Annotated in this window: 13 protein-coding genes; 11 read left to right on the forward strand and 2 right to left on the reverse strand. The window is 63.4% G+C overall.

Annotation, left to right across the window (positions count from 1 at the left end; translation table 11 throughout):
- Positions 1-6 precede the first annotated feature (6 nt).
- Positions 7-954 (reverse strand): dioxygenase, encoded by a 948-nt coding sequence (locus LDZ28_RS22015; RefSeq protein ID WP_244830681.1) that lies wholly within the window; start codon positions 952-954, stop codon positions 7-9.
- A 310-nt stretch (positions 955-1,264) separates the two neighbouring features.
- On the opposite strand from LDZ28_RS22015, the gene LDZ28_RS22020 reads away from it, so the two are divergent.
- The 4 genes from LDZ28_RS22020 to LDZ28_RS22035 all read left to right on the forward strand — a co-directional run bounded on the left by LDZ28_RS22020 (position 1,265) and on the right by LDZ28_RS22035 (position 5,230).
- A complete protein-coding gene (locus LDZ28_RS22020) occupies positions 1,265-2,104 on the forward strand; it encodes an ABC transporter permease subunit (RefSeq protein ID WP_244830682.1) in 840 nt (279 codons plus the stop codon).
- Positions 2,101-2,844, forward strand: a complete 744-nt coding sequence (locus LDZ28_RS22025) for an ABC transporter ATP-binding protein (protein ID WP_244830683.1) — start codon at positions 2,101-2,103, stop codon at positions 2,842-2,844. Before LDZ28_RS22020 ends, LDZ28_RS22025 begins: the two co-directional genes overlap by 4 nt.
- 43 nt (positions 2,845-2,887) lie before the next feature.
- The gene (locus tag LDZ28_RS22030) at positions 2,888-3,892 is read left to right on the forward strand and encodes an NrtA/SsuA/CpmA family ABC transporter substrate-binding protein (protein WP_244830685.1); all 1,005 of its coding nucleotides are present in this window, start codon (positions 2,888-2,890) and stop codon (positions 3,890-3,892) included.
- A gap of 96 nt (positions 3,893-3,988) precedes the next feature.
- Positions 3,989-5,230: an acyl-CoA dehydrogenase family protein gene (locus LDZ28_RS22035; RefSeq protein WP_244830686.1), complete on the forward strand. Its 1,242-nt coding sequence runs from the start codon at positions 3,989-3,991 to the stop codon at positions 5,228-5,230.
- A gap of 121 nt (positions 5,231-5,351) precedes the next feature.
- Here the strand turns inward: LDZ28_RS22035 and LDZ28_RS22040 are convergent, their stop codons facing one another.
- Positions 5,352-6,413, reverse strand: coding sequence for an LLM class flavin-dependent oxidoreductase (locus tag LDZ28_RS22040; protein ID WP_244830687.1), 1,062 nt, complete (start codon positions 6,411-6,413; stop codon positions 5,352-5,354).
- A gap of 250 nt (positions 6,414-6,663) precedes the next feature.
- Between LDZ28_RS22040 and LDZ28_RS22045 the strand changes: the two genes are divergently transcribed.
- The 7 genes from LDZ28_RS22045 to LDZ28_RS22075 are packed head-to-tail and all read left to right on the forward strand — an operon-like array spanning position 6,664 to position 14,259.
- Positions 6,664-8,232 carry an ABC transporter substrate-binding protein gene (locus tag LDZ28_RS22045; protein ID WP_244830688.1) on the forward strand — a complete coding sequence of 523 codons (1,569 nt, stop codon included), beginning with the start codon at positions 6,664-6,666 and terminating at the stop codon, positions 8,230-8,232.
- Position 8,233: 1 nt separating this feature from the next.
- The gene (locus LDZ28_RS22050) at positions 8,234-9,154 is read left to right on the forward strand and encodes an ABC transporter permease (protein WP_244830690.1); all 921 of its coding nucleotides are present in this window, start codon (positions 8,234-8,236) and stop codon (positions 9,152-9,154) included.
- A complete protein-coding gene (locus LDZ28_RS22055) occupies positions 9,151-10,014 on the forward strand; it encodes an ABC transporter permease (protein ID WP_244830692.1) in 864 nt (287 codons plus the stop codon). The genes LDZ28_RS22050 and LDZ28_RS22055 overlap by 4 nt, the downstream gene beginning before the upstream one ends.
- On the forward strand, positions 10,011-11,027 hold the full coding sequence (locus LDZ28_RS22060) for an ABC transporter ATP-binding protein (protein ID WP_244830693.1): 1,017 nt from the start codon (positions 10,011-10,013) through the stop codon (positions 11,025-11,027). The genes LDZ28_RS22055 and LDZ28_RS22060 overlap by 4 nt, the downstream gene beginning before the upstream one ends.
- On the forward strand, positions 11,024-12,013 hold the full coding sequence (locus LDZ28_RS22065) for an ABC transporter ATP-binding protein (RefSeq protein ID WP_244830694.1): 990 nt from the start codon (positions 11,024-11,026) through the stop codon (positions 12,011-12,013). The genes LDZ28_RS22060 and LDZ28_RS22065 overlap by 4 nt, the downstream gene beginning before the upstream one ends.
- A 10-nt stretch (positions 12,014-12,023) precedes the next feature.
- A complete protein-coding gene (locus tag LDZ28_RS22070) occupies positions 12,024-13,427 on the forward strand; it encodes an LLM class flavin-dependent oxidoreductase (protein WP_244830695.1) in 1,404 nt (467 codons plus the stop codon).
- Positions 13,420-14,259, forward strand: coding sequence for a TauD/TfdA family dioxygenase (locus LDZ28_RS22075; protein ID WP_244830696.1), 840 nt, complete (start codon positions 13,420-13,422; stop codon positions 14,257-14,259). Before LDZ28_RS22070 ends, LDZ28_RS22075 begins: the two co-directional genes overlap by 8 nt.

A 14,259-nucleotide genomic window follows, 5' to 3' on the forward strand; every position in this document is an offset into this window, starting at 1 on the left:
GGTTCCTCAATGTCCGGTGCGTTCGAGCACGGTTTGCTCGGGTCGCGGACCGGTTGTCTTGCCAGTGATAGGCGGCTTCGGTAGCCTGGCTTCGCCGGGTTCGATAACGAAGTGATGATCGAGCGAATACCACGGCCCTTGAACGTCCGCGCCGGGTGCGGTCTCGCCGTCATGCAGCACATATTGCCCGACGAGCGCGCGCGTCACGCCGAACTGCACATCGGTCTCGAGATTGGGATCATCGCTCGAATAGACCTGCGAAAACTGTGTCTTGAAGCCCGGCTTGTAGATCATGAAATGGATATGCGCAGGCCGCATGTTGTGCCGGCCTTGCGCGCGTAGCAGCGCGCCGACCGGGCCCGACAGCGGAATGGGATAGCCCGCCGGCTTCACGCTGCGAAACGCGATGTGGCCGTTGGCATCGGTAGTGAACTTGCCGCGTAGATTCATATCCGCCTGCGCGGGGTCCTGATTCTCGTAGTAACCATCCGCCGATGTATGCCACACGTCCACCTCGGCGCCTTCCACCGCACGCCCGCTCGAATCGCGCACCCATGCGTTGACGAAGATAGGCGCGCCCGGCGTCGGCGAGCGCACGATGCTGCCGCCGCTTTCAGTGCGCGGCGAGTCCATGCGCCAGAACGGGCCCATGAGGTTCGCGGTCGTATCGGTCTGACCGCGATCGCCGTTGTTGAGCAGGCACACGAGCGCGGACAGCCCAAGCGATCCGGCGATCAACACGACTTCGTTATGCGATTCGGTGGTCAACTGCCCGAGCTTCGCGATAACCGCGCATGCCTGATGAAACTCCGGCTCGGACAGCCGCGCCTCGCGCGCGAAGCCGTGCAGATGACGCACCGCCGCCGACATGATCTCGCGAAAGCGCGCATCCGGCGCGCGGCTTAGTTCGGCAAGCACGGCTTCGGTCACTTCCTGCTGACTGCTGACTATCATTGCTGTCTCCATGGCGGCTCATGCTTCGTTAGCAAGCCGGTGCGGCTGTAGTAACGCATCTGCCCGAGTTCCATTGTCTGCCTCGCAATGGTATCGCGGACGGCGGGAATGCATCGTTCGCTACAACGGGGCAACTGCATTCCAGTCATCGACGAACACGACGTCACAACATCCCCACCCAGACCCTGAAAAGCAAAGCAGAAAAAACCGTTTGTCATTGCAATGCCGCGCGGCTTTTAATAACAGGCTCGCTTGGCGCCAAATGCGTCACCGCTCAAGCACCTCTTTCACGGCATTTCATGGAACCGACATGGCGGACCTGACATCCACTCGCAACAGCTATGTCGCATCGAAACGGCAACGCTTCGGCGTGTCGAAAGGCACGTTCTACAAGCTGCTTTCGTGGCTGGTCCCCGCATGTGTCGTGGTGATCTGGGAAGCGGCAACACGCGCAGGACTCATCACGCCGCAAGTGCTTCCGGCGCCCAGCAGCGTTCTTGAAACCGCGCTCGGTCTGATGCGCTCCGGCGATCTCTTCGTTCACCTCGGTGTGTCGCTTCTGCGCGCCGTCACGGGCTTCGTTATTGGCGGGACGGTTGGTCTCGTGCTCGGAATCGCAGTCGGGTTTTCGCCGCTCGCGCAAGCGCTTCTCGATCGCTCCATTCAGATGGTGCGCGCCATTCCCTTCCTCGCCATGCTGCCGCTCGTGATCGTGTGGTTCGGTGTCGGCGAAGTCGCGAAGATCTTTCTGGTCGCGCTCGCCGTGTTGTTTCCCATCTATATCAACACCATGCTCGGCATCCGTCAGATCGATCCCAAGCTGATGGAACTCGCCAAGGTGGTCGGCCTCGACTGGACCGCGATCGTGCGACGGATCATTCTTCCCGGCGCCATGCCGTCGATCCTCACGGGCGTGCGCTATGCGCTCGCTCACGCGTGGCTCGCGCTCGTCATTGCCGAGACGCTCGCGACGACCAAGGGAATCGGCTTCCTCGCCATGGACGCCCGCGAATTCCTGCAAACCAATGTCATCGTGCTGACCATCGTCATCTACGCGGTCATCGGCGTGGTGGCGGACGCGTTGGTGCGTCTGCTCGAAGCGCATTTCTTATCGTGGCACGCGAACTACGCCAAAGGAGCAACCCAGTGACCGAGAGCATCGCCCTGTCGCGCGACTCCGACATCCGCGCGCGCGCCGCCGAACGCGTGAGCCACGCCTCCCTTGCCGTATCGGTGCGAGGTCTGCAGCGGCGCTATGGCAAGCGCGTCGTCATCGATGCACTCGACCTCGATATACGCAAAGGCGAATTCGTCGCGTTGTTAGGCGAAAGCGGCTGCGGAAAGACGACGCTCTTGCGCGCGCTCGCCGGGCTCGACCGGCCGGATGCCGGCGAGATTCGCGCGCCCGAGCGGCCGTCCGTCGTGTTTCAGGAGCATCGGCTGCTGCCTTGGGCGACGTTGTGGGAGAACGTCGCGCTCGGCCATGAAAGCACGGTAGGACGCACGGGCGCCGCGCGCGCGCTGGGCGAAGTCGGACTTTCGGGCCGTGAAGATGACTGGCCTCGCAATCTTTCCGGCGGTCAGGCGCAACGCGTGGCGCTCGCGCGCGCTTTGGTTCGCGACCCCGCGCTCCTGTTGCTCGATGAACCATTCGCGGCGCTCGACGCGCTCACGCGCATCAAGATGCACGGGCTCGTCAAGGAACTCGTCGCGCGTCATCTGCCGGGCGTGCTGATCGTGACGCATGACGTCGATGAAGCGCTCACGCTCGCCGACCGGATTCTCGTGATGCGCGCGGGTCGCATCGCTGCATCGTTTCGGCCCGGCGATCACGCGCCGCTGCAATTGCGGCCGATTCTGCTCGATGAACTGGGCGTCCAGTCTCACTGATCCACCAATCGTTTCCTGCAAAACTCGAAAGGTACCAACAAGAATGATCGATTCCTCGCTGAACCGCCGCCAGTGGTTGCGTGCGGCAGGCGGCCTCGTGGCCGGCGTCGCCGCAAGCAGCCTGATTCCCGCGCGCGCTGCCGAACCGCGCAAGCTGACGCGCAACACGGACACGGTGCGCATAGGTTGGGGTTACGGCAGTCTCCCCGATATTGCGCGGCAACGTGGCGTGTTCGAAAAGACGCTCGCGGCCAAGAACATCAAGGTCGAATGGATCGGTCCGTTTCCGAATCACGCGCCCTCGCTACAGGCCGTGGTCGGCGGCAGCGCGGACTTCGGCTTCTGGGGCTCGACGACGCCCGCGCTTGCGTCGATGCTCGCAGGCTCGCCACTCGTCTTCAATGCGTTCGATGTCTATTCGCCGCGCTCGACCGCGATCATCGTCAAGAAGACGAGCGGCATCCATTCGGTGGCGGATCTGGCCGGGCGCAAGGTCGCGGTCAACCGTTCCGGGCTCGGCGAGTTTCTGTTGATCGCAGCGCTGGAAAAGAATCACATCGACCGCGGCAAGGTTGAATTCGTTTATCTGAATCCGCCCGACGCAGCGCCCGCCTTCGCGCAAGGCAAGGTCGATGCATGGTCGATGTGGTCGCCCGCCGTGGACATTGCGCGCAACGCCAACGACGCGAAGGACATCTTCAACGAAGGACGCGATCTGGATTTTCTGATCGACTACAGCTCGCTCGTGACGCGCCGCAAGTTCACCGAGGAAAACTCCGAGCTGATTCGCGCGGTCATCGACGCGTATTACGTCGAAGGCGCATGGCAGTCGAGTCATTCCAGCGAATCCGAAAAACTCGTGCAAGGTGAAGCGAAATATCCCGATCAGGTGCGCGATTATCTGGCGAGTCTCAAGCGCGTGAATCAATTCCATGAACCCGATGACGCTGCCTTCATGGCGCAGCTTCAACGCGCCGCCGACTGGCTCGCGGAACGCAAGATCATCAATTCGCGCATCAAGGTGGCCGACTACAGCATCAAGGTCTGACGAGGCGAGCCATGAACATGCGATACACACTGGCCTGCGATCACGGCCGCAATCTGTCGAACGCGTGGTCGCGCAACTTCGCACGAGAGCGATCCCATGTCTGATACGAAGAACATCGACCCTATCGCGCCGAAACTGGTCTCGCCGCTGTCAGCAAGGCTCGGTTTCGCGGAGATCATCGCGGACATTGCATCGACTGCGGCTGCACGCGAGCTTGCGCATCGCCTGCCGCACGAGGAGATCGCAAGGCTCAAGGCGGCGGGCTTCGGCCGCTCGCGTCTGCCCGTCGATGCGGGTGGCCTCGGCTTGTCCTTGAGCGAACTGCTCGTCGTCGCGCGAGATGTCGCGGCGGCGGATTCGAACATCGCGCACGCGTTTCGTAACCATCTCTGGCAAATCGAGGCAGCGCTCAGGCGGCGCGACCTTCCGTTTCATGCGCACGTTCTCGACCTCGCAAGGCAGAACAAGACCGTCGGATTGAGCTTCACGCAGACCGATGTGACTGCCGTTGGCGCGCGACCGACGCAGGTTCTGAGCCGTTTGGAATGGGACACAAGCCGCGATGTCTATGTCGGCTCCGGCGACAAGGTTTATGCCACGGGCAACCTCTACAACGATGCGTTCATCGGCCTTGCCGTGGAAAGTCGCGCGGGCCGCAACGTGCAATACGTGCTCGATCGCGGCGAAGGCGTGGACGACGCCGACGACTGGCAAGGCTTCGGCCAGCGCTTGACAGGTTCGGGCACGGCCAGGTTTCGCGCCGTGACGGTGCCGGCCGCGCATGTCTATCCGACTGACCCGCCAAGGTCGGATGAAGCCGCGGCTTGGGGATACACCTTCCATCAGGTTTATCTGACCAACTGCATTGCCGGCATCGTGCGGCGCGTGGCGCTGGATGCCGTCGAGGTGCTTCGTTCGCGCGGCCGCAACTTCTATCATGGCGAGGCCGCGCATCCGGCAGACGAACCGGTGTTGCAGACCCTGCTCGGGCGCATCCGTGCTTATGCGGCGAGTGTCGAGGCGACGGCGGACCGCGCGGTCGCGGCGCTGCAGCGTGCATCGGAAAGCTACGGCACGCGCGATGAATACGACACCACGCTCGCAGCCACGTTCGCGGCGGCCGAAGCGAAGGTCGTCATCGACGATCTCGCGCCGCAAATCGCGTCGTGGCTGATCGATCTGGGATCAGGCTCGGTCGTCTCGCGCACGGGCGCTCTCGACCGGCACTGGCGCAACATCAAGGTGATCGCGTCGCATAATCCGCGGCTCTACAAGGAGCGCTTGCTTGGCCAGAACTTGCTGAACGGACAACTGCCGCCGACGGGCGCGTTTTTCTGATCTCGGGCTGCGGCGTTCTCGCTCACCAAGCGGGAACGCGCTGCGCGGCCCCAGCGGCGCACGTCCGCCAAAGCGCGCCGCAGCGCTCCTCACGCATAAACAGAAGCGCTACCCCTTCGTTTTACGCAGCAAGCAATCGACGCACGCGCGGCACGACCTCTTCCGCAAAGCCGCGCATGTCGGTTTCGAACGGCTGGAACTGCAGCATGAAGAGTTCGATTCCCGCCCGGTGAAAGTCCGCCACGCGCCGCGCGACCGTATCGTAATCGCCGACGAGACCCGCCGCCGTGCCGCCGTTCGAACCCACGCGCGCCGTCTTCGCGAAGGTCTTGTGCATGACCGTGTTTGGATCGGTATTGGCCTTCTGCTGTTCGCGCAGCGGCTTGTCGAGTTCCGCCAACGCAAAGAGATGGTCGAGATGCGCCTCGGCCTGCGCCTGCGTCTCACGCGCGATCACGAAGGCCGACAAGCCGAAACGCAAGGCATCGGCGCCAGCGGGACGCACGCGCGCACCGACATCGGCGATCAGGCGAGCAACATCTTCAGGCGGCTGGCCGTTGATGAACCACACGTCGCCATGCGCGGCCACGAGCGAGCGCGCCGGTTCCGATTCGCCGCCGACATAGAAGCGCGGCCGCGCGCGAAAAGGATCGGCGGGACGCAAGCGGTATTCGTCGATACGAAAGTTCTCGCCATGATGATTCACGACCTCGCCGCGCAAGAGCTTGTCGAGCACGGCTATCCACTCGCGGCCATAGGCATAGCGTTCGTCATGCTCCGGAAAACCGATACCGGCGCGCTCCAGCTCCGGACGATTCCACGCATTCACCAGATTGATGGCAAAGCGCCCGCCGCTGATGTGCTCGATCTGCTGCGCCATCTTCGCGAGCACCACCGGATGATAGAGATAAGGCTTGATCGCCGTGATGATCTCGATGCGCGAGGTCAGCGCCGCGAGCGCAGCCGATGCCGTCCACGCTTCGATCTGATCGAGCGAGGGATCGTGCGGATTGATCGTGTGCTGGGCGACGAGCACCGAGTCGTATCCGAGACGCTCGGCTTCGAGCACGAGTGCCTTGTTGCGCGCCCATGATGCGTCATAAGGTTCTGCGGGGTCCTGCAGCGCCGCGCGGCTGCCGTGCACGAGCGCCCAGACGCCGAAGCGTGGAAAGTTGGAAGGCATCGATTCGATACGCGAGAAGACGCAATGAAGGAATCACATGCTAACGCCGCACGCGTGCGCGCCTTCGAATTTCTGAAGATAAGCAACTGCGCGAAACGCATTAAGCGAGCATGACTTTCGTTCATGCCCGGCGCAGAAAACCTCACGAGCGCAGGGCTCATATGCATATTCGATTTGCTCGCTTCGCAATAGGCCGGGCGCGCGTCATCATTGCTTACTCACCTGCACGTTCCCTACCTAGCTCCCATCCATGCGCACGTTTTCGTCGGTCCTTCGCGGACTGGTCTTCGCCGCCGCTTTGTCCGGCGCGTTCATCGAACCTTCACTGGCGGCGAGCACGGCTCCCGCCGTCGATCGCGATACGGTCGTGATCGGCGTCGAGAAGGAGTTCTACAACCTCGACGGACTCGTGGCTGTCAGCGGCGATTCGCTGCGCTACGGATGGCAGATTTACGACACGCTCTATGGCTTCGACCTGAAGGGCGATCTCGTGCCGCGTCTCGCCACGAGCGTGAAAGTATCCGACGATGCGCGCGTCTTCACCTACAAGCTGCGTCCCAACGTCAAGTTCCACAACGGCGCAACGCTCACGTCGCGCGACGTGAAGGCATCGCTGGAACATGTGCTCGATCCACGCAGCAAGAGCACGCGTCGTCCGTTCTTCGCGCCGGTAATCGATTCGGTGGAAACGCCCGATGACCTCACCGTCGTCTTCAAGCTCAAGGCGCCGGACGGCGCCTTCGCGAACAAGATCGCGGGGTATTTGTATATCGTGCCCGCCGACTATCTCGCGAGTCTGCCGAATCCGGATGCCTTCGCGCAGAAGCCGGTGTCGCTCGGGCCGTACAAGTTCAAGTCGCTCGCGCCCGGCGGCAGCGAACTCGTTTTGGAGCGCTTCGACGACTACTGGGGCGAAAAGCCCCGCGTGAAGACGCTGATCTTTCGCGCGATCACCGAGCCCGCGAGCCGTGTCAATGCGGTGCTGCGCGGTGAAGTGGATATCTCCGTCGCGCTGCCCTTCTCCGACTATGCGCGGCTCAAGAAGGAAAGCGGGCTGGACGTGATCGAAAGCCGCGTCGCGTCGCCGGTGTACGTGCGCGTCTACACGACCGACAAGAACTCGCCGTTCTCTAACGTCAAGGTGCGCCAGGCGCTGAGCTATGCGCTCGATACGCAAGCCATCATCAAGAGCGTGCTCTATGGCGTGGGCGAGCCGCTTGGCACGATGATCTCCAACTACTATCCGTACGGCGCGGATCGTTCGATCAGGCCGTATGCCTACGACCCGACAAAGGCGAAAGCGCTGCTTGCCGAAGCGGGCTATCCGAAGGGCTTCGAGACCACGCTCAACATCCAGGGCGACATGCCGCAAGGCGTGGCCGAAGCGATCGCCGCGTACTGGGGGCAAGTGGGCGTGAAGGTCAAGCTCAACCGCCTCACCTATGCGACCTTCCAGCGCCTGAACAATACGCACACGTCCGGGCCGCTCGCACTGAGTCAGTTCACCAATGCGTTGTATGACCCGGTGCATCCGGTGGGCGGCGCGTTTGCATCGAATGGAAGCTGGTCCGACTATTCGAACCCGAAGGTCGATGCGCTGCTCGCCGATGCCTCACGCGTCAGCGATACCAAGAAGCGCGGCGAGATCTTCCAGCAAGTCGGACGCGAACTGCACGACGACGCCGCTGCGTTCTTCATCTCCGAATTCACCTACGTGTATGCGAAGAAGAAGACGTTGCAATGGCAACCGCAGCAAGGCGGCGGCTTCCTGAACTTCCGCTCGGTGCAATGGGCCGCGCCGACCGTGGCGGGGAACTGAGATGATCGCCTACGGTCTGCGGCGGGTGGGCTCGGCCTTGATCACGGTCTGGCTGATGTCGGTCCTGATCTTCGTGCTGGTGCGCATGGTGGGCGACCCCGCTTACTTGCTGATGCCGCCCGAAGCCACCGAAGCGGACCGGCAGCTCTTTCGCGAGCAACTCGGTCTTGCCGATCCCGTGCCCGTGCAGTACGCGCGTTTCTTGAGCGGCATCCTCCACGGCGACATGGGCAACTCGTTTCACTTCGGGGCGCCGGCCCTCACCATGGCGCTCAGCCGGCTTGCATCCAGTCTGCTGCTCGTGGGTGTGTCGCTGGCGGTGGCGCTCGCGCTCGGGTTGACGCTCGGCGTCGTCTCGGCGGTGCGGCGCGGATCTCTCTTCGATCGGGCGGCGTCGTTTTTTGCGGTACTCGGTCAGGCCGCGCCGCCGTTCTTCGTCGCGCTGCTGCTCATCCGTCTTTTCTCCGTGCAATGGGGCTGGCTACCGACCGGCGGCCACGGCTCGTGGCGTCATCTGATCCTGCCCGTCGCCGCGCTCTCGTGGTATTCGGCCGCGGGCATCGCGCGGCTCACGCGCGCCAACATGCTGAGCGTGCTCGAAGCCGATTACATCCGCATGGCACGCATCAAGGGCTTGCCGGAGCGCGTCGTGATCGTGACGCACGCGCTGCGCAACGCGGCGCTGCCGATTGTCGCGTTCACGGCTTCGCAGTTCGGCGTGTTGATAGGCGGCGCAGTGGCGATCGAGACCGTGTTTTCGTGGCCGGGCTTCGGCAGCCTCATGGTAGAGGCCATCAGCACGCTCGATTTTACCGTGGTGCAAGCGGCCGTGATCGTTTCCGTGCTGCTGTTCGTCTCGATCAATCTCGCGGTCGATGTGCTCTATGCGCTCATCGACCCACGCATCCGGTATCGACAATGAGCGCGCGTTTTCCCTCCAATAGCGGCCAGCACGCATGGGGCCGCCTGGCATGGCTGGATAGCGGCGTCGCGATCAACGCCGGCGTGCTGGTGCTGATCGTCGCGGGCTCCGTGCTCGCGCCGTGGCTCACGCGCGTCGATCCCAATGCCATCGACCTCGCGGCGACGCTTCAGGCGCCTGGTATGCATCACTGGTTCGGCACGGATCAGATGGGTCGCGACGTCTTCACGCGCACGCTCCATGGCGGACGCATCTCGCTTTCCATCGCCTTCTGCGCGGTGCTGCTGGCGGGCTTTTTCGGCGCGCTGGCGGGGCTCTTGTCGGCATATGTCGGCGGACGTTTCGATGCCGCGCTCATGCGTGTCGTCGATGCCCAGTACGCGCTGCCACCCGTGTTCCTCGCCATGCTGATCGTCGGCATATGCGGGCCGAGCATGACCAACATCGTCATCGTGGTGACGCTCGCGAACTGGGGGCGCTTCGCGCGCATCATCCGCGCCGAGGCATTGAGTCTGCGCGAACGCGATTTCATCCTGATCGCGAAACTGGCCGGCGCCACGCCACTTCATGTGGTCCTGCGTCATCTGCTGCCGAACGTGCGCAATACGTTCATCGTCTTGCTGACGCTCGACATCGGGCTCGTCATCTTCATGGAAGCAGCGTTGAGCTTCGTCGGACTCGGCGTGCAGCCGCCCGATCCTTCGTGGGGCGGCATGATCGCCGAGGGCCGCAACTATCTCGATACCGCGTGGTGGCTCTCCGCGCTGCCGGGCCTCGTGCTGATTGCGACGGTTCTATGCAGCAACCGCATCGGCGAGAGTCTGCAACGCGGCGAACGCGCCGGGGAGGACTGGCGATGAGCAACGAGCCCGTGCTTGCGATCGACGATCTCGTGGTCGAAGCGCCCGGCGCGAACGGACGCGTGCGACTCGTCGACGGCGTGAGCTTTTCCGTGCACGCGGGCCGCACGCTGGGTCTCGTCGGCGAATCGGGTTCGGGCAAGAGCGTGACGTGTTTGTCCGTGCTTGGTTTGCCGCCGCGCGGCGTGCGCTTGAAGTCGGGCCGCATTTTGCTCGATGGCGTCGACTTGCGCGACAAGACACCCGCCGAACTGAACGCGCTGCGTGGCCGAGATATCGGCATGATTCTGCAAGACCCGATGACCTCGCTCAATCCGCTTCTGACCATCGGCCGGCAGATCACGGAGATGTTTCGTTATCGGGAGGGCGTGACGAGCCGCGCCGAACGCGAGGCGCGCGCCATCGAGTTATTGCGGCGCGTACGCATTCCCGCGCCCGAGAGCCGGCTCAAGAGCTATCCGCATCAGTTCAGCGGCGGCATGCGCCAGCGCGTGGCAATCGCCATGAATCTCGCGTGTAATCCGCGCCTCCTGATCGCCGATGAACCGACCACCGCCCTCGACATCACCGTGCGTCTGCAGATACTCGACCTGTTGCGCGAGGTGCAAGCCGAACGCGGGACGGCGATCGTGCTCGTCACACACGATCTGCATCTCGTGCGCGGCTATTGCGACGACGTCGCGGTGATGTATGCGGGGCGCATCATCGAGCAGGGTCCGGTGGAAGAAGTGTTCGCGCGGCCGCGCCATCCTTATACGAAAGGGCTGCTCGGCGCGGTGCCGCGACTGTTCAGCTTGCAGCATCGGCTGACGGTGATTCCCGGACATCCGCCCTTGCCTGGCAGCATTGCAGAAGGTTGCCGCTTCGCGCCGCGTTGCCCTCGCGCGCAAGCCGATTGCCTGAGCACTTATCCCGCGACGCGCTCGCTCGATGCCGGCCGCGAAGTCGCGTGCTGGCATCCGCAAGAGTACGACGTCACCGCGCATCCTCCTCTTGCGACGGCCACGACATGAGTGCTTCCGACACGCAAATCTCAGCGATAGAAGTGGCGCGCGTCGCCAAAACGTTCCCGGTGCGCGGCGGACTTTTCGCGCGTCCGAAGATGCTGCGCGCCGTGGAAGACGCATCGTTCGTGCTGCCGCTTGGCGGCACTTTCGGACTCGTCGGCGAATCGGGATCGGGCAAGTCCACGCTGGCGAAGATCATCCTCGGCGCGGACGATGCAAGCCAGGGCAACGTCTTCTTCGGCGAACGCGTCTTCGGCAAGCACACGCAGGCGAAGGACGTCCGCTGGCGGCAACGCGCCGTGCAAGCCGTCTTGCAAGACCCGTTCGGCTCGCTCGATCCGCACATGACGATCAGCGACATCGTGCTGGAACCGCTGCGTATTCAGCGCAGCGGGCTTGCTCGCGCGGTACTCGACAAGCGTCTCGAAGAACTCCTCGCGCAAGTCGGCCTGCCTGCGGAATTCAAACGGCGGCGCCCCGGCGAGTTGAGCGGCGGCCAGCGTCAGCGCGTGGCCATTGCGCGCGCGCTCGTGCTGGAACCGGAGATTCTCGTGCTGGACGAGCCGGTTTCCGCGCTCGATGTGTCCATTCAGGCGCAAGTGCTCAACCTGCTGAAAGACCTGCAGGATGCGCTCGGCCTGTCCTATCTGCTGATTTCGCACGACCTCGCCGTGGTCGCGTTCATGAGCAGCCATATCGGCGTGCTCTATCTCGGACGCTTCATGGAACGAGGCACGCGCGAGGATATCGTCGAGCGCGCGGCGCATCCGTACACGCATGCGCTGATCGCCGCGTCCGAGCCGGATTCGTTCGCTGTCGAGCCTATTGGTGGCGAGATTCCATCGCCGTTAGCGCCGCCTTCCGGCTGTGTCTTTCATACGCGCTGCCCCGCCGTGCGCGACGTCTGCCGCACGGAAGCGCCGCCCGAATTTCAGTTGTCCGCGACGCATCGCGTGATGTGTCATTTTCCCATCGCATCGAAGCAGACATAGGACGCACGCCATGTCGAAGGAAATCCGCATCAACGCGTTTCTGGCCTTCGCGCCGACGCACCTTTCGCCCGGGCTATGGGCGCATCCGCGTGACCGCGCGCTCGACTACAACTCGCTCTCGCTCTGGACCGATCTCGCGAAGACGGCGGAACGCGGCGGCTACGACGCGCTCTTCTTCGCCGATGGCATCAGCCAGTACGACGTCTATGGCGGCTCGAACGCCGCGGGCGTGCGCTGGGGCCTGCAGTTCCCGCGCCTCGATCCGCTCTTGCTGGTTTCCGCGATGGCGCAGGTCACCGAGCATCTCGGCTTCGCGGTGACGAGCAGCGTGAGCTACGAAGCCCCGTTCCTCTTCGCGCGGCGCATGTCCACGCTCGATCATCTGACGCGCGGGCGCATTGGCTGGAACATCGTGACGAGTTTCGGGCAGAGCGGCGCGCGGGCGATAGGACAGGACGGCGCGCGGCCGCACGACGAGCGTTACGATCTCGCCGACGAATACATGGAGATCGTGTACCGCCTGTGGGAAGAAAGCTGGGAAGACGGCGCGGCGGTACGCGATACCGAGACCCGCGTTTTCGCCGATCCGGCGCGCGTTCACGAGATTCGCCATGAAGGAAGATTCTTCTCGATGCAGGGCACGCATTACTCGGAGCCTTCCCCGCAACGCACACCGCTTTTGTATCAGGCAGGCACGTCCGGTCGCGGCAAGGACTTCGCCGCGCGTCATGCCGAATGCGTGTTCCTGAGCTCGCCGACCGCGCATCTGGTCGCGCGCGATGTCGCCGATGTGCGCGCACGGGCCGCCGCGCTCGGCCGCGATCCCGCTTCGGTGTTGTTCTTCGCGCTTGCCACCGTGATCGTCGCGCCGACCGCCGAAGAGGCGCAGGCGAAGTGGCAGGACATTCAGCGCCACGTGAGTCTGGAAGGCGCGCTTGCATTGTTCTCGCGCTGGAGCGGTATCGACCTGTCGAAGTACAGCCCCGACGATCCGTTGCGCTACGTGAAGAGCGAAGGCATGCAGTCGGCGATAGAAGCATTCACCGTGGCCGATCCCGAGCGCGTGTGGACCATAGGCGAACTCGCGATCTTCAATGCCATTGGCGGCAAGGGACCGGTGTTCATCGGTTCGCCCACCGAAGTCGCCGATGCACTCGAAAGCTGGATGGCGCAAACGGGCATCGACGGCTTCAATCTCAGTCACGCGCTGTTGCCCGGCACACACGAAGATTTCGTCGATCTCGTCGTGCCCGAACTGCGACGTCGCGGCGTCTATAAACCGGCCTATCGCGCAGGCACCTTGCGCGAAAAACTCTATGGCGAGGGCGCGGCGCACCTTGCCGCGCCGCATCCCGCCGCATCTTTCCGAAGCGCTCACAGCGTTTCGCCCATCGAGGACGAAAGCCATGCTTGATACCGCATACGAGACCATCACCGTCGAGCCGCTCACGCGTCATATTGGCGCGCAGATTGGCGGCATCGACCTGACGCAGCCGCTTTCCACGCAGCAGGTGGCCGACGTGCGCCGCGCGCTGCTCGCGCATCAGGTGATCTTCTTTCGCGATCAGCCGATCACTCTGGACCAGCATCTCGCGCTCGGCCGGCATTTCGGCACGTTGCACGTGCATCCGAATAGTCCCGGTCCCGAAGGCTACCCGGAGATCCTGACGATCCACGCAGATGCCGGTAGCAAACGCGTCGCGGGTGACCACTGGCACTCGGACGTGTCTTGCGACGAAGCGCCGCCGATGGGTAGCATCCTGCATCTGCACACGCTGCCATCGCATGGCGGCGACACGCTCTTTTCCAGTTCCTACGCGGTGTATGAATCGCTGTCGCCCGGCTTTCGATCCTATCTCGAAGGACTGACCGCCACGCACGATGGCGAGCCGACTTATCGGCAGCGCAATCGCCTGCGCGGTATCGACGATACGGGCAAGCGCTTTCCGAAGGCATCGCATCCGGTGGTACGCACGCATCCGGAAACGGGACGTCGTGGCGTATTCGTCAATTCGAACTTCACGACGCACATCGATGGCGTGTCCGAGGCGGAGAGCGAAGGCATTCTGCGCCTGCTTTACGCACGCTTCGCCGCGCCCGAGTTCCAGGTGCGCTTTCGCTGGCAGCCGCATTCCATCGCCTTCTGGGACAACCGCGCGGTTCAGCATCTCGCCGTGTGGGATTACTACCCGGAAGTGCGCTCGGGTTTTCGCGTAACGATCAACGGTGACAAGCCTTTCCTATGA

The sequence above is a fragment of the Caballeronia sp. TF1N1 genome (genome assembly GCF_022878925.1).
GTDB lineage: Bacteria > Pseudomonadota > Gammaproteobacteria > Burkholderiales > Burkholderiaceae > Caballeronia.

Excerpts from the sequence above, each read along its gene's own strand:
- LDZ28_RS22015 (WP_244830681.1), bottom strand. The coding sequence starts at position 954 with ATGATAGTCAGCAGTCAGCAGGAAGTGACCGAAGCCGTGCTTGCCGAA.
- LDZ28_RS22020 (WP_244830682.1), top strand. The coding sequence starts at position 1,265 with ATGGCGGACCTGACATCCACTCGCAACAGCTATGTCGCATCGAAACGG.
- LDZ28_RS22030 (WP_244830685.1), top strand. The coding sequence starts at position 2,888 with ATGATCGATTCCTCGCTGAACCGCCGCCAGTGGTTGCGTGCGGCAGGC.
- LDZ28_RS22035 (WP_244830686.1), top strand. The coding sequence starts at position 3,989 with ATGTCTGATACGAAGAACATCGACCCTATCGCGCCGAAACTGGTCTCG.
- LDZ28_RS22040 (WP_244830687.1), bottom strand. The coding sequence starts at position 6,413 with ATGCCTTCCAACTTTCCACGCTTCGGCGTCTGGGCGCTCGTGCACGGC.
- LDZ28_RS22045 (WP_244830688.1), top strand. The coding sequence starts at position 6,664 with ATGCGCACGTTTTCGTCGGTCCTTCGCGGACTGGTCTTCGCCGCCGCT.
- LDZ28_RS22050 (WP_244830690.1), top strand. The coding sequence starts at position 8,234 with ATGATCGCCTACGGTCTGCGGCGGGTGGGCTCGGCCTTGATCACGGTC.
- LDZ28_RS22055 (WP_244830692.1), top strand. The coding sequence starts at position 9,151 with ATGAGCGCGCGTTTTCCCTCCAATAGCGGCCAGCACGCATGGGGCCGC.
- LDZ28_RS22060 (WP_244830693.1), top strand. The coding sequence starts at position 10,011 with ATGAGCAACGAGCCCGTGCTTGCGATCGACGATCTCGTGGTCGAAGCG.
- LDZ28_RS22065 (WP_244830694.1), top strand. The coding sequence starts at position 11,024 with ATGAGTGCTTCCGACACGCAAATCTCAGCGATAGAAGTGGCGCGCGTC.
- LDZ28_RS22070 (WP_244830695.1), top strand. The coding sequence starts at position 12,024 with ATGTCGAAGGAAATCCGCATCAACGCGTTTCTGGCCTTCGCGCCGACG.
- LDZ28_RS22075 (WP_244830696.1), top strand. The coding sequence starts at position 13,420 with ATGCTTGATACCGCATACGAGACCATCACCGTCGAGCCGCTCACGCGT.